A 17,215-nucleotide genomic window follows, 5' to 3' on the forward strand; every position below is an offset into this window, starting at 1 on the left:
CGGTCAGATGCTGTCGCCGGTCAGTCGCTGACAGACCATGTCAAGCTGTTCGAGCGTGCTGTAGTCGAGCGCGATCGTACCGCTGCCCGCGGGCGTGAAGGTGATCTTGACCTTGAGTCCGAGCAGGTCGGCGAGCTGGCTCTCCAGCGCGGCAATGTCGGCGCTGCTAGTGTCGCCGGCGATCGGCTCGGGCGAGGGCTGCTTCGCCTCGCGCGGCCGCTTCTTGGCGACGCTGGCGAGCTTCTCGGTCTGACGTACCGACAATCCCTTGGCGACGACCTGCGTGGCGAGCGCGGCCGGATCGGGGGCAGTGATGATCGCGCGGGCGTGGCCCATCGACAGCGATCCGTCGACCACCTGCGACTGAATCGCGCTGGGCAGATCGAGCAGCCGCAACAGGTTGGCGACGTGGCTGCGTGATTTGTGGACGACCTTAGCGAGCGCTTCCTGCGTATGGCCGAACTCGCCGAGCAGCCGCTGATACGCTTCGGCCTCCTCGATCGCGTTGAGCTCTTGGCGCTGGATGTTCTCGACCAGCGCAATCTGGAGCGTGTCGCTGTCGCTATAGTCGCGGACGACCACGGGTACTTCGTGGAGACGCGCGCGTTGCGCCGCACGCCAGCGACGCTCGCCGGCAACAATCTGATAGCCGTGGCCGTGCGGGCGCACGACGATCGGCTGGATGATACCACGCTCTGCGATCGAGGCGGCGAGTTCCTCCAGCTTGGTCTCGTCGAAATGACGGCGCGGCTGTTCCGGGTGGGGCGAGATCGCGCCGACCGAGATCATCCGAACCGAAGCCCGTGCCTCCCCGCTGGCGCTTGCCTCGCGCTCGTCACGTGCGACGTCGCCGAGCAGTGCGCCGAGACCGCGGCCGAGTCCGCCGCGGTTGCGGCGCGTTACCGTCTCGCTCACGCCGCGACCTCCGTCGGAGCGGCGGGGAGGCGGACGATCAACTCGCGCGCGAGTGCCATATAAGCCTCCGACCCGCTGCAGCGGTGATCGTAGATAAGGGCGGGGAGGCCGTGGCTGGGCGCCTCCGACAGACGCACGTTGCGCGGGATGACGGTGTCGAACACCACCTTGCCGAGCACGGCGCGCACGTCGGTCGACACCTGTTCGGTCAGGCGGTTGCGACGATCGTACATGGTGAGCGCGACGCCAAGAATCGAGAGCGACGGATTGAAGCGGGAGCGGATGCGCTCGACCGTGCTGAGCAACTGGCTCAACCCCTCGAGTGCGAAGAACTCGCATTGCAGCGGCACGAGCAACGCGTCGGCCGCGACCATCGCGTTGATGGTGAGGAGGCCGAGCGAGGGCGGGCAGTCGATCAGCACGATGTCCCACTCACCGCGGCTCTGCTCCAGCGCCATGTGGAGGCGGTGGGTACGCTGATCGAGCTCGACCAATTCGATCTCGGCGCCCGAGAGATCGACGGTGCCGGGGATGATGTCGAGCTTGGGCACGGCGGTGTGGACGACGGCGGCATCGAGTCCGCCGGCATCGATCAGCACATCGTAGCTCGAGCGCGTGCGCATTGCGTGACCGATGCCGAGCCCGGTCGAAGCGTTACCTTGCGGGTCGACGTCGATCAGCAGCACACGATGCCCCGATGCGGCGAGGGCGGTGCCGAGATTGATCGCGCTGGTGGTCTTGCCGACGCCGCCCTTCTGATTGGCTATCGCGATGCAGAACATCGGGTGCGTACTCCTGTCGCGATCAGAATGGTGGAAGCGGGATCAGTGATGCTCTGTTCCACGTGGAACGTTCCGTGCCATCCTGCGCGCACTTTGACAATCTCGTCCTGCCCCGTTCGGCCGCGTGGCAGCAGGTAAGTGGTTAATGCGCCGCGTAAATGCGTGGTCATGGTGAGAAGTGCGTCGACGGTGGCGACGGCGCGTGCGGAGATAATGTCGGCAGTGGTGGGCGTCGTCGTCTCGACACGCGACTGGATGACCGTGGCATCGATGTCGAGCGCGGCCACGACCTCGCGCAAGAAGGTCGCACGCTTGGCCCGAGGTTCAACCATCGTCACATGGCCGTCGAACAGGATCGCAGCGACGATGCCAGGGAAGCCGGCGCCGGTGCCGATGTCGAGCCACGTCGTGGCGCTTGCCGGAACGAACGACAGCAACTGAGCCGAGTCGACGATGTGGCGCGACCAGATCAGCGGGATCGTTGAGGGCGAGATCAGGTTCTGGCGCTCAGTCTCTCGTGTGACGATGGTGGCGAAACGGTCGAACCGGTCGACTGCGACGGGGAAGTGCTCGCTCGCCCAGGCACGCGCTTGATTCTCGGTCATGATGCTTGCTTCTGCTTGCGGGCGTGGAGCCACAAGGTTGAGAGTGCGGCTGGCGTCACGCCGCGGACGCGCGACGCCTCTGCCAATGTGCGGGGCGCGGCAACGGTCAGCCGTTCGATCATTTCGTTCGACAGACCAGGAATCGAACGCAGCGTCGCGACTGGGGGCAGGGCGACGCCCTCGTCCTTGCGCATGCGCGCGATCTCCTCAGCTTGGCGGAGCAGATAGGGTGCGTAGCGGCGATCCTCCTCGACCTCGCGGACGAGGTCGATCGGTGCGCCTTCCATAGCGCCGGCGCGGATTTGGGCGCGCTGTGCGTCTCGTTCCTCGACATGGCGGCGACGTTCCGGCGACAGACAGTCGTATGCCGCAGCGATCGCGCTGAGGCGCGACTCGGCATTGTCGGCGCGTAGCGAGAGGCGGAACTCGGCACGAGCGGTGAGCATGCGGTAGGGCTCGCTGACGCCCTGCAAGACGAGGTCGTCGATCATCACGCCGATATAGCTATTGGCACGGTCGAGCTTGGCCGGCGCGAGATCGCAGGCATAGGCCGCGGCGTTGAGGCCGGCGGCCAGCCCTTGTGCCGCAGCCTCCTCATAGCCGGTCGTGCCGTTGATCTGCCCGGCGCAGAACAGGCCGGGGATGGCGCCGAGTGCCAGGTAATGGTCGAGTGCGCGCGGGTCGACATAGTCATATTCGACCGCATAACCGGGCGTGACGATGCGCGCCTGTTCGAGGCCGGGGATCGAGCGCACCAACGCCTGCTGCACATCGCTGCCAAGCGAGGTCGAGATGCCGTTGGGGTATATTGTGGCATCGTCGAGCGCCTCGGGTTCGAGGAAGATCTGATGACCGTCGCGGTCGCCGAAGCGATGGACCTTGTCTTCGATCGACGGGCAGTAGCGTGGACCCTGCCCTTCGATCGCGCCACCGAAGAGGGGTGAATCGCCCAGTCCCGCGCGGATGATATTGTGCGTTTGTTGCGTGGTGCGCGTGATTGCGCAGGCCACTTGCGGCAGGATGCGTCGCGGCGTCATCGGCGACATCGTCCAGGCGTCCTGATCGGACGGCTGCGGTTCGAGTGCGGCCCAATTGATCGTGCGTCCGTCGAGCCGGGGTGGGGTGCCGGTTTTTAGGCGTGCGATCGGGAGGCCGGCGGCGCGGAGTTGCTGACCGAGGCGATTGGCTGACTCTTCATCGACGCGTCCGCCCTCGTGTCGTTCGCTGCCGCGGAACAGGCGGCCGCCGAGGAAGGTGCCGGTGGCGAGGACGACGGCGCGTGCGCGGATCGTCTGGCCCGCGGCGGTGACGATCCCGGCGACCTTGCCATGATCGATCAGTAGTTCGGCCGCTTCACCGGCGAGTGTTGCTATGTTGGAATAGCCAGCCAGGAGGTCCTGCACGGCGCGCAGGTACCGGCCGCGGTCGGCCTGCACGCGGGGGCCTTGCACCGCCAAGCCCTTGCTGCGGTTAAGCATGCGATGGTGGATTGCGGCGGCGTCGCTCGCGCGTGCCATGATGCCGTCGAACGCGTCGACCTCGCGGACGAGATGGCCTTTGCCGAGCCCGCCGATCGAGGGATTGCACGACATCGCCCCGACGCGATCAGGGCGTTGTGTCAGCAGTGCGACGCGCGCGCCACGCCGCGCGGCAGCGGCGGCGGCCTCGGTGCCGGCATGGCCGCCACCGACGATGATGAGGTCATAATCGTGTTTCACGTGGAACATTCATTTCCCAACGCAGAAGCGCGCGAACAATGCGTCTAGCATCACCTCAGTGGCGTCGACGCCCAGCAACGATGCCAGATGGGTGCGCGCGGTGCGCAATTGCTCTGCCACCAACAACAGGTCGGATTCAACCGTCGCGTGCGTCAGCGCGGCATGTGCGACGGCAACGCGCTCGCGCTGTTGCTGGTGGAGCAATGCGGTGCTGACTGGTGGCATGATCGTCGTGGCGCGCTGGTGGAGGTGGTTCCACAATGCCTGGATCGATGCCTGATCGTTGACTGATGCGGCGTGCGCGCCGGCGGGTGCGGTCGCCCGGTCAGAAGCGTCGCTGCGCGCGTGGACGATCGTCGCGCCTTCCGGTGCGTCCGCCGCCTCGCCCAGCCAGAGCAGGATATCAGCACGCGCGATGGCATTGCCTGCACGTGCGATGCCGATCCGCTCGATCGCATCCTCGGTGTCGGCGCGCAGGCCAGCGGTGTCGATCAGCACGAAGTTGGTGCCGTCACGCTGCACCGACGCCTCCAGCACGTCGCGCGTGGTCCCCGCCTGATCGGTGACAATGGCAGCATCGCGGGCGAGCAGGGCGTTGAACAGCGACGACTTGCCCGCATTAGGCGGCCCGGCGAAGACGACAGTGATGCCCTCACGCAGCCGCTCAACGGTGGGACGTGCGAGGACGGCGGCGATCGTCGTGGCGAGATCCGCGGTGTCGTCGTGGATTGCGACGAGCGGCGCGGCGCCGACGTCGTCCTCGTCGCTGTAGTCCAGCGATGCCTCGACCAAAGCCGAGAGATGCGCGATGCGGGAAAGCCAAGCCGCAACCTGCCGGCTGATCTCGCCCTCGGCCGCTGCAAAGGCAGCGCGGCGTTCGGTTTCAGTTTCGGCGGCGAGCAGGTCGGCGAGACCTTGCGCCTCAGCGAGATCGATACGTCCGTGCTCGAGCGCGCGGCGGGTGAACTCGCCCGCGATCGCAGCGCGCAAGCCGGGTAGGGTGGCGAGCTCGGCCTCTACCGCCGCCACGACGGCGCGCCCACCGTGCAGGTGAAGCTCGACCAGATCCTCGCCGGTGGCAGTTTTGGGACCCGGAAAGACGAGGAAGAGCGCGCGGTCGAGCGGCTCACCGGCGGCGGTGCGCAGCGTTCGCAGAGCAGCCGTACGGGGAGGCGGCAGATCGCCGGCCAATCGTCGCCCCGCTGGGATTGCATCGGGGCCGCTGATGCGCAGCACGGCGATCGCGGCGGGCGGCCGGCCGCTGGACAAAGCGTAGATCGTGTCGGTCACGTCGTCGGCTTGGCGCCGGCCGCGAACATCGTGCGCCAGAAGTCCATCCCAGCGTCATTCATTGGTGCCCAGCTCTTGACCAGCGCGTTGACCATCTCGGGCGAGACGCCGCCGCCATCGATCGCCTCCTGCATCCGTGCGAGATAGCGGTCATGCAGTGGCGTGAGGTCGGGCAGGCCCATCGTGCGGCGTGCTTCCTCCGGCGTGCATTCAACCTCGATCGTGACCTTCATCGCGAGCCTTTCATCTGCGTGCCGAACCTGTGCGGCCTCCCGCGTTATGCCTGCCGCGGCACGCTCGCGGCAACGTTGGCGCGTTGCGGTCGTTCAGGCTCGGGACTAGGCCCTTAGGTGGTGCGTGCGAACGGCCGCGACAATCGATGGAGTGTGAGGATGACCTGCAACGTCACGTTGGACACGCTGGATGGCCAGACGATGCCCGCCTATCGCGCCGAACCCGAAGGCACGCCGAAGGCGGCCATCGTCGTCATTCAAGAGATCTTCGGCGTTAACGGGGGTATCCGGCGCAAGTGCGACACGCTTGCCGAGGCCGGTTACCTCGCGATCGCGCCCGACCTGTTCTGGCGGCTGGAGCCTGGGATCGAGCTTGATCCCGACATCGAGCCGCAGATGCAGCGTGCGCTGTCGCTGATGGGCGAGTTCGACCAGGATCGCGGTGTCAGCGATATCGAGGCGGCGATCCGCTACGCGCGCGATGCGAGCGGCGGGCGCAAGGTCGGTGCGGTCGGCTACTGCCTGGGCGGACGTTTGGCGTACATGACCGCGGCGCGGACTGACGTCGACGCGAGTGTTGGCTATTACGCAGTCGGCGTAGACGGGCTGCTCGGCGAGAAGCACGCGATCGCGCATCCGTTGATGCTCCACATCGCCGGCGAGGACGGTTTCGTCGACAAGGAAACCCAAGCCTCAATGCACGAAGGGCTCGACGATCACCCGAAGGTGACGTTGCACGATTACGCGGGTGAGGACCACGGCTTCGCGACCGAGTTTGGCGAGCGGCGGTCAGACGCGGCGGCGCGTCAGGCGGACGAGCGAACCGCGGCATTCTTCACCGAGCATCTCGGCTGATCGAAGCGGGCGGGGTGGTGAGCCCCGCCCACACCGTCACACCGGTTGACCGTCGGTGTCGCGCAGCACCTCGCGGCGACCGACGTGATCGGGGCGGCTGACGACGCCGTCCTTTTCCATCCGCTCAATGAGACGCGCAGCGGAATTGTAGCCGATGCGCAGCTGGCGCTGGATCCACGAGGTCGACGCCTTCTGACTCGAACACACCAGCGCAATCGCGGCGCGATATTGCTGGTCCTCGGCAGAGTCTTCCCCAGTCGGTGCGCCGTCTAGCGCGAAGCTCTGTTCGGGCTCCTCGGTAACCGAGTTGACGTAATCGGGTGCGCCCTGCGAGCGCCAGTGATCGGTAACTGCCTGCACGTCCTCGTCGCTGACGAAGGGGCCATGGACGCGGACGATGCCCTTACCGCCGGGCATGTAGAGCATGTCGCCCTTGCCGAGCAGCTGCTCCGCGCCCTGTTCGCCCAGGATCGTGCGTGAATCGATCTTTGAGGTGACATGGAAGGAGATGCGGGTCGGCAGGTTCGCCTTGATGACGCCGGTGATGACGTCGACCGAGGGGCGCTGCGTCGCCATGATCAGGTGGATACCCGCCGCACGCGCCTTTTGCGCGAGGCGCTGGATCAGGAACTCGACCTCCTTGCCCGCGGTCATCATCAAATCGGCGAGCTCGTCCACCACCACGACGATCTGCGGCAGCACGTCATAATCGAGCTGCTCCTCCTCGTGCACCGGGCGGCCGTGCTCGTCCCAGCCGGTCTGGACGCGGCGGCCGAGCGGCGAGCCCTTGGCCTTGGCCGCACGCACCTTCTCGTTGAAGCTGGCGAGGCTGCGCACGCCGACCGACGACATCTGGCGGTAGCGATCCTCCATCGTCTCGACCGCCCATTTGAGCGCGCGCACCGCCTTCGCGGGATCGGTGACCACGGGCGAGAGCAGGTGCGGGATGTCGTCGTACATGCTGAGTTCCAGCATCTTCGGATCGATCATGATCATGCGGCACTGCTCGGGCGTCAGCCGGTAGAGCAGCGACAGGATCATGCAGTTCAACCCCACCGACTTGCCCGAGCCGGTGGTGCCCGCGACGAGCAGGTGCGGCATCGGCGCGAGATCGGCGATGACGGGATCGCCCGCGATGTTCTTGCCCAAGATGACGGGCAATTGCGCGGTCAGGTCGTCGAACGTCTGCGAGCCGACGAGTTCGTGCAGCGAGACCGATTCGCGCTTCTGGTTGGGCAGTTCGATGCCGATGACGTTGCGCCCCGGGATCACCGCGACGCGCGCCGAGATCGCCGACATGTTGCGCGCGATGTCGTCGGCGAGCTGGATGACGCGGCTCGCCTTGATCCCTGGCGCGGGTTCGAGTTCGTACATCGTGACGACGGGGCCGGGGCGAACCTCGACGATGTCGCCTTTGACGTTGAAGTCGTCGAGCACGGTTTCGAGCAGCCGCGCGTTGCGCTCCAACGCGGCCTTGTCCACCGGGCCGCTGTTGGAGAGCGGGGCGGGCGTCAGCATGTCCAGCGTCGGCAGGACGTAACTGTCGCGAGTCTCGGCACTGTTGGCGGCGGTGCTCGCGCCCGCCTGCGGCTTCGGCTTGGCAGCGGTGGGCGCCAGCTTACGGTCTCCGATGACCGGTGCGGGGCGGGTGTCGACCTCGATCTCGAGTTCGACGCGTGCGTCTCGGCGCGGCAGCGGGGCTGGGGCGAGCGCCTGGCTCTCCTCCAGCTGCTCCTCGTCTTCCTCGTCGTCATAGGAATAGTCGTCGCTACGCACGCGCACGCGGCGACGCGCGAAGCGGCCGAAGTCGATCTCCAGGCTGCGGCCCCAGACGATCACACCCGCGAAGCCGGTGAGCAGGCCGAGCACGACCAGACCCCACCAACTGACCGTGGGGTTGCCCGCGAACGCCATGCCCCAGCGCGCACCGCCGACCACCGCGAGTCCCACCGCGCCGCCCCAACCGAACGGCAGCGCAGGTACCGCACCCGGCGCGACGCAGGCGAGCGCCACTGCCATCAACACAACCCCCAACAAGGCGGTGCGCAGCATCCGCCCCCACGCGCCCGCCGGCTCGTCGCGCCAAAGCCGCATCGCGACAATCGGCCCGACCGGCAGCAGCAGCGCACCCGCCGGCCCGAACAGCATCAGCGCGATGTCGGCAAACCACGCGCCCGCCGGTCCGAGCAGATTGTCGACGCCGCCACCGGCGGTGTTGAGCGAGCTGTCGCCCGGATGGTAGCTGGCGAGCGCGAGCGCCATCGCCGCGGTGAGCAGCAGCAGCGCGATCGCGACCGCGAGCGACCAGCTGCGCAACGCTCCCGCCTTCACCGTCTCGCGCCACAAGGGTGCGTCTGCACGGGTCGCCATAGTTAATCCTCAACGATGTCGTGAACTTGGGCGAAACCATCCGCTCGCCACCGCTGTTCGTCAAGCGGTCGGCGTTGGCAGGCGCGGCGATGACGGGTAGAGCGGACTGCATGAACAACGCTTCCGCGCACGCAGACGTCCTGATCCTGGGTGGTGGTCTGGTCGGCAGCACGCTGGCGATCGCGCTGGCGCAGGCCGGGATCAGCACGATCGTGGTTGATCCTGCCGATCCGGCGGTGATCCTGTCGACCGGGTTCGACGGCCGCGCGTCGGCGGTAGCGAGTGCCAGCCATCGATTGCTCGACGTGATCGGCGTTGGTGAGACGCTGCGTGGACAGGGATGCGCGATCCGGCAGATCCGCGTCAGCGACGGGCTGGCACCGGGCAAGCTCGATTTCATCGCCGGCGATCAGGATGATCCGCTCGGCACGATGTACGAGAACCGGCTGCTGCGCACGACCTTGTTCGAGGCGGCGTCGGCGGCGGAGCGGGTTGATTTGCGAATGCAGACGCGGGCGACGCACGTTACGCGCGACCTCGACGGGGTGACCGCGCATCTGTCGGACGGCAGTATCGTCACCGCCGATCTTCTGGTCGCCGCCGAGGGGCGCAACTCGCCGACGCGTGAGGCGAGCGGGATCAAGGTCGCGCGTTGGAAGTATGATCATGCCGCGATCATCGGCGCGTTCCATCACGAACATGCGCACGAAGATATCGCGTTCGAGATCTTCTACCCGTCTGGGCCGTTCGCACTGCTGCCGCTGCCGGACGACGACATCGGACACCGTTCTGCGATCGTGTGGACCGTCGCGAAGGATCAGGCGCCGGGAATGCTCAAGCTTGGCGATCGCGGCTTCCTGGCAGAGGCAGAGAAGCAAATGGGTGGGTTCCTGGGAGCGCTGTCAGCGCCGAGCCCGCGCGCGTCCTATCCGCTGGGGTTCCACCACACCACGCGAGTGACGGACACACGGCTGGCGCTGGTCGGTGACGCAGGGCACGGCATCCATCCGATTGCGGGGCAGGGGCTGAACCTCGGCTTCCGCGACGTGGCCACCCTGGTCGAGGTGCTGGTGGAGGGTCGCAGGCTCGGGTTGGAGGCGGGCGACGCGCAATTGCTCGCGCGCTACGAACAATGGCGCAGCGTCGATACCTTCGCCGTCGCGTTCGCCACCGACACGCTGACGCGGCTGTTCGGCCTGCCGGGCAAGACCGCGAGTGCGGTGCGGCGCTTCGGAATCAGCGCGGTCGACGCTATGTCGCCGCTCAAGGACCGGTTTATGGCCGAGGCGCGCGGCGAGAGCGGGCAATTGCCGCGGCTGTTGATGGGGATGCCGGCCTAAGCGGCGAGCGGGAAGCGCAGCAGGCGATCATCGAGCGCGACCAGCGCCTCGGCGGGTTCTCCGCCGGATTGTCGCGTTGCGCGGCCGATTTCCGGGTGAGTCGCGTCAAGCCCGCCGGTGAGCGAACCGAAGGCGGGAAAGATCAGCTTGCGCGGGGTAGCGACGAAACAGCGCCGCGCGATCGACTTGCCGCGGACGCGCAGCCGTAGTTTGGGATGGAAATGGCCGGAGAGCTCGGGGCGCGTCTCGCTCGGCTGCGCTTCGTGCCGCAGGATCACGCCATCGACTTCGACCTCGTCGCACACCTCACCGCCGCAGCGATCGACCAGCACGCGGTCGTGGTTGCCGGTGATCCAGGTCCAGCGCGTGCTGCCGGTCAGCGCGGTGAGCAGGTCGCGCGCTTGCGGTGGTAGGCGGTCGCAGCCCTCGATATCGTGGAAGCTATCGCCCAGGCACCAGACCTCCTCCGCCGCGGTTGCGGTGACGAGTGCAGTGAGATCGGCCAGCGTGCGGATCGAGTCATACGGCGGCAGCATCTGTCCGCCGCGCGCGAACCAGCTCGCCTTTTCCAAATGCAGGTCGGCCACGAGCAAGGCGCGGCGTGCCGGCCAGAACAACGCCCCCTGCGCCAGCGCGCGCCAGTCATGTCCGCCGAACGAAAGGGGAACCATGCGCGCGCTCATGCCGCAAGCTGGATGGTGGATCAATCGCCGACGGCGTAACGATCCGGTAAGTGCCGCCGCCATCCCGGACTTGATCCGGGTGACGAAAGCTGCCGGTTCTCCCTACCCGGCATAGGCCTTGACCAGATCGAACAGGTAATCGCGCGAGGCGTAGAGCGAGGACACGCGGATACGCTCGTTCAATCCATGTGTGCCGTTGTTATCGGGCTCGAGGAAAGTACCGGGTGCGCCATAGACCGGGATGCCGATCGCCTCCAGGAACACGCCGTCGGTCGCGCCGGTCGACATCAGCGGCAGCAGCGGCACGCCGGGAAAATGCTTCGCCGCGACCGTGCGCATCGGCTCGATGATCTTGGGGTCGAGCGTCGGCGGGATCGCGGTCGGGCGAAACGGCTGGTTGGCGGTAACGGTCACCTTGGAGCCGGCGAGCTGCTTCAGGGTGGCGAGCGTGCCGTCGACGCTCTCGCCGGGGAAGATGCGGCAGTTGATGTTGGCGGTGGCGCGCTGCGGCAGCGCGTTCTCGGCATGGCCGGCGTTCAGCAGCGTGGCGACGCAGGTGGTGCGCAGTGTCGAGTGGAGCGTCTTGTCGCGGCTGACGATTGTGTCGGCGGCCGTGTCGTTCGGGTTCGCGAGCAGGCGCGTGATCGCCGTGCCGGTTTCACCACCCAGGCTCTTGGCGGTGGCGGCGAAGAAGGCGCGCGTCGTGTCGGTGAACTTTACCGGGAACTCGTGGCCCTGCACCGCTTTCAACGCGGTCGCGAGGTCGTAGATCGCGTTCTCCGGCGGCGGGGCCGAACTGTGCCCGCCGGGGTTGGTCGCGAGCATGGTATAGTTCTGCGCCGCCTTCTCGCCGACCTGCACCGCCAGCACCTGCCGCTTGCCCTGCGCGTCGAGCCGCCCGCCGCCGCCCTCGTTCAAGGCAAACTCCGCCGCGATCAGCTCGGGCTTGTTCTGCGCCAGCCATTGCGCGCCGTTGAAGGCGTAGGTGGTTTCCTCGCCGCAGGTCAGCGCGAGCTTGATCGTGCGTTTCGGTTTGTACCCCTGCTGGCGAAAACGGATCATCGCGTCGGCCCAGATCGCCGCCTGTGCCTTATCGTCGACGGTGCCGCGACCGTAGTAGAAGCCGTTCTCCTCGACAAGCGTGAACGGATCGCGCTGCCAATCGGCGCGCTTCGCCTCGACGACGTCGAGGTGGCCCATCAGCAGCATCGGCTTGTCGCGCGCTTCACTGCCCTTGAGGACCGCGACCAGCCCGCCGTCATTGGGGTGATCGGGGGTGGAGAACAACGTGATGTCGCTGTCGGCGTATCCGGCTGCCTTCAACCGCTGGGCGAGCTGCGCCGATGCCTTGGTGCAGCTGCCGACGCCGACGACGGTGTTGGTCTCGACCAGCTCCTTGTAGAGATCGAAGAACGGCTTCTGGTCGGCGCGAGTTTGCGCAGCGGCCGGCATGGTCGCCATCATTGCCGCTCCTGCCAGCAGCTTGACCAACACTCCGCGCATCCTGCATCCCCTCGCAACCGTTACGCCGTACAGGGTCGCAGCGAATGCGCGATTGCGCAACGCTATTGGGCGATTGCGCGATCAGGGATGCCCGGCGGCTCAGTCGATCGCCATAGCCTCGTGCGCCAATGCCTCGGCCTCGATCAGCAGCGCGTCGTCGGCGCTGTTGGTGGAGATACGCTCGCGCCCGATCAGCACCAGCACCGGGACGGCCAGCGGGGAGACGCGCGGCAGGTCGACGTGGACCATCGTGTCGGCGGCGCGCTCGAGCAGGCTGGCGAGCCGCCCGACATCGGTCATCCGCGCGCGTGCATCGTCCCACGCGGCCTGGAGCAATACATGGCTCGGTTCATACTGCCGCAGCACGTCGTAGATCAGGTCGGTGGAGAAGGTAACCTGCTTGCCGGTCTTGCGCTTGCCGGGATGTTGGCGTTCGACGAGGCCTCCGATCACCGCGACCTCGCGGAAGGCGCGCTTGAGCAGGTGTGAACGTTCGACCCAGTCGACGAACTCGTCCTCCAATATGTCGGCGGAGAACAAGGCGGCGGGGTCGGTGATCTTCTCCAGCCCGAAACAGGCCAGCGCGTAGTCGTTGGCAACGAAGCCGAGGGGTTTCAGCCCCATCGTCTCCATGCGTTTGGTGACGAGCATGCCGAGCGACTGGTGCGCGTTCCACCCCTCGAACGAATAGGCGACCATGTAATGGCGGCCCTCGCGCACGAACGTTTCCACCAGCAACTGATCGGGGCGCGGCAACACCGAGCGGCGGTCCTGTATCTCGAGCCATTCGCGCACGTCGGGCGGAAAACGGTGCCACTCGGACGAGGATGCGAGAAAGCCGCGGACACGGTCGGCGAGGCTGGTCGACAGCGGCATCCGGCTGCCGCCATAGGTTGGAATGCGCGCGGGACGGCTGGTCGCGCGGACGATCAAATCCTCGGTGTCGATCTTCTCGACCTCGAGGCTCAATCCGGCGAAGAAGAAGGTGTCGCCGTGGGAGAGGGTGGAGGCGAAGCCTTCCTCGACCTTGCCGAGCGCGCGACCGTTGCCGAAGCGAACCTTGAGCATCGTCGCCTCGACGATGATACCGGCGTTGAGGCGGTGTTGCGCGACGAAGCGCGGATGGCTGACGCGCCATTGTCCGTCGGCATCCTGGCTCAGCCGCTTGAAACGGTCGTAGGCGCGCAAGCTGTAGCCGCCGTCGCGGATGAAGCCGAGCACGCGGTCGAACAGCTCGTCGGTCAGTGCCGAATAGGGGAGGGCGGAGCGCACTTCGCCCAGCATCGCGGCCTGGTCGAACGGTGCCGCGCAGGCGCACGCCATCAAATGCTGCGCGAGCACGTCGAGCGTGCCCATGCGGAAGATGTCGGGGTCGAGCTCGCCCGCCTCAACCGCGTCCAATGCGGCGCGTGCCTCGAGATATTCGAAGCGGTTGCCGGGCACGACCAGCGCCTGCGACGATTCGTCGAGCCGGTGGTTCGATCGGCCGATCCGCTGAAGCAGGCGCGACGACCCCTTCGGCGCGCCCATTTGGATCACGCAATCGACGTCGCCCCAGTCGACGCCGAGGTCGAGGCTGGAGGTCGCGACGAGCGCGCGCAGCCGCCCCGACGCCATAGCCGCCTCGACCTTGCGGCGTGCCTCTTTCTCCAGACTGCCGTGATGGATGCCGATCGGTAGCTGGTCGGTGTTCGACTTCCACAAATCCTGGAAGATCAGCTCGGCGAGCGCGCGGGTGTTGCAGAAGATGATGCTGGTGCGATGATGCGCGATCTCCGCCATCACCTGCGCCGCGGCGTAACGGCCCGAGTGGCCCGCCCAGGGTACGCGATCCTCGGGCAGCAGGATCGCGATGTTGGGGTCGGCGCCGCCTTCGCCCTGCACCAGGCTGACCGTGTCGATGTCGCCGTCGGGGGCGAGCCAGGCGCGATAGCCGTCAGGGTCGGCGACGGTCGCGGACAGCGCGACGCGGCGCATCGCGGGCGCGATCCGCTGCAACCGCGCCATGCACAGCGACAGCAGGTCGCCGCGCTTGCCGGTCGCGAAGGCGTGAACCTCGTCGACCACGATCGTGCGCAACTGCGCGAACATCGTGAAACTGTCGGGGTAGCTGAGCAGCAGAGACAGCGACTCGGGTGTGGTCAGCAGGATCTGCGGCGGGCGCGCGCGCTGGCGTGCCTTGCGATCGGACGGCGTATCGCCGGTGCGCGTCTCGACGCGAATGTCGACGCCCATCTCGTCGATTGGCGTGACGAGGTTGCGCTGGATGTCCACCGCCAGCGCCTTCAACGGCGAGACGTAGAGCGTGTGGAGCCCGTCGACTGGATGCTCGATCAGTTCGGCGAGCGTCGGCAGGAACCCCGCGAGCGTCTTGCCCGCGCCCGTGGTTGCGACGAGCAGTGCAGACCGGCCGCGCCGTGCCTCCGCCAGCATGTCGAGCTGGTGACGACGCGGTTTCCAGCCGCGCCCCTCGAACCAGCGCGCGAGTGGCGCAGGAACCTGGTTGTCGGGCGCGGTCACCACGTCACTCGACCGCGGTTCGATACGTCAGGCAAGCGCGATCACGGCGTGCGCGCGCGGTCCTCGGCCGATTGCTCGTGATAGTTCCGCCGGGTCGCTTCTTCGGTTTGGCGGAATTCGGCCGGCGTCTGCTTGTTGCGCAGCTTGGCAAACAGGATCGCGCCGCCGAGCACCACGAAACCGAGGATGACGAGAATTGCCTGAAGATTGTCGCCGAACATCGCCTGCTCCCATCACTATTCCCCACGCTAACGAGCACGACGGTTCATTCGATCCCGGAACATGCCTGACCCGGAACGCACGACGCCGCTGGCCGGTTGATCGCGGATGGCGACACGCGCACCGACGTTAGGCGACTGGATCGAACCGCATCCGCACGGCATCTACGTGCGCCCGGCCGACGCGTGGATCGACCCGTCGACGGCGCAGCCGCGCGCGTTGGTGACGCACGGCCACGCCGATCACGCGCGCGGTGGGCACGGCGCGGTATGGGCGACGCCCGAAACGCTGGCGATCATGGACGTGCGCTACGGCCAGCAATCGGCCAATCCGGTGCAGTACGGCGAGACGATCCGCATGGGCGACGTCGAGGTCGGCTACGTTCCCGCCGGCCACGTGCTCGGCTCGGCACAGATCGTACTAGATTACCGCGGCGAGCGCGTCGTGGTGTCGGGCGACTACAAGCGACGCAGCGATCCGACCTGCACGCCGTTCGAGCCGGTCAAATGCGACGTGTTCGTGACCGAGGCGACGTTCGGGCTCCCCGTGTTTCGCCACCCCGATACGGGCGACGAGATCGACAAGCTGATCGCCGCGCTGCACGCCAATCCGACGCGCTGTGTGCTGGTCGGCGCCTACGCGCTCGGCAAGGCGCAGCGCGTGATCGCGGAATTGCGCGAGCGCGGGCACGAGGCGCCGATCTACCTCCATGGTGCCTTGCAGCGCTTGTGCGACCTTTATGTCGAGCAGGGCGTGCGGCTGGGCGAGCTGCGCACGGTGGCCGACGCGAGCAAGGCGGAGATGGCGGGGCATGTCGTGATGTGTCCGCCGGGCGCGCTCAACGACCGTTGGTCCAGGCGGCTGCCGGACCCGATCACCGCGATGGCGAGCGGGTGGATGCGCGTGCGGCAACGCGCGCGGCAGAAGAACGTCGAGCTGCCGCTGATCCTGTCCGACCACGCCGACTGGGACGAGCTGACGACGACATTGCTCGAGATCAGCCCCAAGGAGGTGTGGGTGACGCACGGGCGGGAGGACGCGCTGGTCCATTGGTGCATGACGCGCCAGATCCGCGCGCGCGCGCTGGCACTCGCCGGGTTCGAGGACGAGGACGATTGAGTGTTCACGTCACCCCGGACTTGATCCGGGATGACGGCAGCTAGGAACAGTCGAGTTTGCCGCCGCCGTTCGCGTAAAGGTAGGCGATGACGTCGGCGCGAGTCAGCCCGTCGCGTAGGCCCGGAAAGTGCATCGACGTGCCCGGCGCGAACGCTGCCGGGTTGGTCAGCCAGCGATCGAGCCGTTCACAGCTCCACGCGCCCCCGACCGATTGCAGCGCGGCGGTATAGCCGAAGCGCTGGCTGTTGTGCCCGACCTGCGCACGCGTGACGCCGTACAGATTGGGGCCGTCGCGGTCGCCCGTACCTTCGTTGATCGTATGGCAGGCGGCGCATTGGCGGAACACCGCGCGTCCGGCGCCGGCGTCGGCGACCTTCATGCGTGCGGCGAGCGGCGCATCGGGTGAGACGCCGCGGTCGCGCGCGGCGGGCGCGCAGGCGGCGAGCGATGCCGCGAGCGCGAGGCTAGTCGAACGAACTGCCGCCCGCATCCGTGTCACGCCCTTCCAGTTTCGCCCACAGGCCGCCGGTGCCCGCTTCCTGTGCGCGATTAACGTATTGCGACGCGACCAGGCAGCCCTTGATCGGCCGTAGCGGCAACAGGCAGCCGAGCACCATGATCGGCACCGAGGTGACAAGATGCACCCAGGCCGGCGGATCATACGCGACCTGTATCCACACCACGATAAAGGTCAGCGGCAGCGCGATGATGCACAGCGAGAAGAACGCAGGCCCATCGTCGGCCGCGGCGAAACGGTAATCGAGCCCGCAATGGTCGCACTTGGGTGCGATTTTGAGCCACGACGAGAACATCTTCCCCTCGCCGCAGCGCGGGCACAGCCCCTTCAATCCGCAGTGCAGGATCCACTTGAGCGGCGACCGGCGCTCAGCGGCGGGCGTGTCGGCGGGCTCGGGTGTTGGATCGTCCATGCATGCAACATGGGCGTTCGGGCGTGCGAAGGCGAGGGTGGAGCGAGCGTCGGACGAGGGCGAATAGCTGATCCACGTTACCGTCACCGGCAGCACGAAGTGGATCCGCACGCTGCCGTCCACCTGCGCGGCCA

Annotated in this window: 16 protein-coding genes; 3 read left to right on the forward strand and 13 right to left on the reverse strand. The window is 67.1% G+C overall.

All coding sequences use genetic code 11. The annotated features are described in order from the left end of the window. Positions 1 to 3: 3 nt before the first annotated feature. The 6 genes from HRV97_RS12765 to HRV97_RS12790 are packed head-to-tail and all read right to left on the reverse strand — an operon-like array spanning position 4 to position 5,543. Complete coding sequence (locus HRV97_RS12765) at positions 4 to 915, reverse strand: ParB/RepB/Spo0J family partition protein (RefSeq protein ID WP_174194646.1); 912 nt, start codon at positions 913 to 915, stop codon at positions 4 to 6. Further along, the gene (locus HRV97_RS12770; protein ID WP_174194647.1) at positions 912 to 1,697 is read right to left on the reverse strand and encodes a ParA family protein; all 786 of its coding nucleotides are present in this window, start codon (positions 1,695 to 1,697) and stop codon (positions 912 to 914) included. Before HRV97_RS12770 ends, HRV97_RS12765 begins: the two co-directional genes overlap by 4 nt. After that, the gene (rsmG, locus tag HRV97_RS12775; protein WP_174194648.1) at positions 1,679 to 2,302 is read right to left on the reverse strand and encodes a 16S rRNA (guanine(527)-N(7))-methyltransferase RsmG; all 624 of its coding nucleotides are present in this window, start codon (positions 2,300 to 2,302) and stop codon (positions 1,679 to 1,681) included. Before rsmG ends, HRV97_RS12770 begins: the two co-directional genes overlap by 19 nt. Next, positions 2,299 to 4,029 (reverse strand): tRNA uridine-5-carboxymethylaminomethyl(34) synthesis enzyme MnmG, encoded by a 1,731-nt coding sequence (gene mnmG / locus HRV97_RS12780; RefSeq protein ID WP_174194649.1) that lies wholly within the window; start codon positions 4,027 to 4,029, stop codon positions 2,299 to 2,301. The genes rsmG and mnmG overlap by 4 nt, the downstream gene beginning before the upstream one ends. Continuing rightward, entirely contained in the window at positions 4,030 to 5,310 is a 1,281-nt protein-coding gene (gene mnmE, locus HRV97_RS12785) for a tRNA uridine-5-carboxymethylaminomethyl(34) synthesis GTPase MnmE (protein ID WP_174194650.1), read from the reverse strand. After that, positions 5,307 to 5,543 (reverse strand): DUF6489 family protein, encoded by a 237-nt coding sequence (locus HRV97_RS12790; protein WP_174194651.1) that lies wholly within the window; start codon positions 5,541 to 5,543, stop codon positions 5,307 to 5,309. The genes mnmE and HRV97_RS12790 overlap by 4 nt, the downstream gene beginning before the upstream one ends. Before the next feature lie 159 nt (positions 5,544 to 5,702). On the opposite strand from HRV97_RS12790, the gene HRV97_RS12795 reads away from it, so the two are divergent. Beyond that, positions 5,703 to 6,398: a dienelactone hydrolase family protein gene (locus HRV97_RS12795; RefSeq protein WP_174194652.1), complete on the forward strand. Its 696-nt coding sequence runs from the start codon at positions 5,703 to 5,705 to the stop codon at positions 6,396 to 6,398. A 36-nt stretch (positions 6,399 to 6,434) separates the two neighbouring features. On the opposite strand, the gene HRV97_RS12800 is transcribed toward HRV97_RS12795, so the two are convergent. After that, positions 6,435 to 8,768 carry an FtsK/SpoIIIE family DNA translocase gene (locus HRV97_RS12800; protein ID WP_174194653.1) on the reverse strand — a complete coding sequence of 778 codons (2,334 nt, stop codon included), beginning with the start codon at positions 8,766 to 8,768 and terminating at the stop codon, positions 6,435 to 6,437. Between the two features lie 110 nt (positions 8,769 to 8,878). Between HRV97_RS12800 and HRV97_RS12805 the strand changes: the two genes are divergently transcribed. Further along, complete coding sequence (locus tag HRV97_RS12805; protein ID WP_174194654.1) at positions 8,879 to 10,108, forward strand: UbiH/UbiF/VisC/COQ6 family ubiquinone biosynthesis hydroxylase; 1,230 nt, start codon at positions 8,879 to 8,881, stop codon at positions 10,106 to 10,108. On the opposite strand, the gene pdeM is transcribed toward HRV97_RS12805, so the two are convergent. From pdeM to HRV97_RS12825, 4 genes are all read right to left on the reverse strand, one after another. Continuing rightward, the gene (pdeM, locus tag HRV97_RS12810) at positions 10,105 to 10,779 is read right to left on the reverse strand and encodes a ligase-associated DNA damage response endonuclease PdeM (protein ID WP_174194655.1); all 675 of its coding nucleotides are present in this window, start codon (positions 10,777 to 10,779) and stop codon (positions 10,105 to 10,107) included. The genes HRV97_RS12805 and pdeM overlap by 4 nt on opposite strands. A gap of 114 nt (positions 10,780 to 10,893) precedes the next feature. Further along, positions 10,894 to 12,294: a M20/M25/M40 family metallo-hydrolase gene (locus tag HRV97_RS12815; RefSeq protein WP_174194656.1), complete on the reverse strand. Its 1,401-nt coding sequence runs from the start codon at positions 12,292 to 12,294 to the stop codon at positions 10,894 to 10,896. 99 nt (positions 12,295 to 12,393) lie between these two features. After that, complete coding sequence (locus tag HRV97_RS12820; protein WP_174194657.1) at positions 12,394 to 14,814, reverse strand: ligase-associated DNA damage response DEXH box helicase; 2,421 nt, start codon at positions 14,812 to 14,814, stop codon at positions 12,394 to 12,396. Between the two features lie 41 nt (positions 14,815 to 14,855). Continuing rightward, positions 14,856 to 15,035, reverse strand: a complete 180-nt coding sequence (locus HRV97_RS12825) for an LPXTG cell wall anchor domain-containing protein (protein ID WP_174194658.1) — start codon at positions 15,033 to 15,035, stop codon at positions 14,856 to 14,858. A gap of 106 nt (positions 15,036 to 15,141) precedes the next feature. Between HRV97_RS12825 and HRV97_RS12830 the strand changes: the two genes are divergently transcribed. Continuing rightward, positions 15,142 to 16,152 (forward strand): ligase-associated DNA damage response exonuclease, encoded by a 1,011-nt coding sequence (locus tag HRV97_RS12830; RefSeq protein WP_174194659.1) that lies wholly within the window; start codon positions 15,142 to 15,144, stop codon positions 16,150 to 16,152. Positions 16,153 to 16,192: 40 nt separating this feature from the next. On the opposite strand, the gene HRV97_RS12835 is transcribed toward HRV97_RS12830, so the two are convergent. Further along, positions 16,193 to 16,642: a c-type cytochrome gene (locus HRV97_RS12835; protein ID WP_174194660.1), complete on the reverse strand. Its 450-nt coding sequence runs from the start codon at positions 16,640 to 16,642 to the stop codon at positions 16,193 to 16,195. Then, positions 16,617 to 17,081, reverse strand: a complete 465-nt coding sequence (locus HRV97_RS12840) for a DUF983 domain-containing protein (RefSeq protein ID WP_174194793.1) — start codon at positions 17,079 to 17,081, stop codon at positions 16,617 to 16,619. Before HRV97_RS12840 ends, HRV97_RS12835 begins: the two co-directional genes overlap by 26 nt. Positions 17,082 to 17,215: the final 134 nt, after the last annotated feature.

Origin of the sequence: Sphingomonas hominis (assembly GCF_013328205.1) — a bacterium.
GTDB lineage: Bacteria > Pseudomonadota > Alphaproteobacteria > Sphingomonadales > Sphingomonadaceae > Sphingomonas > Sphingomonas hominis.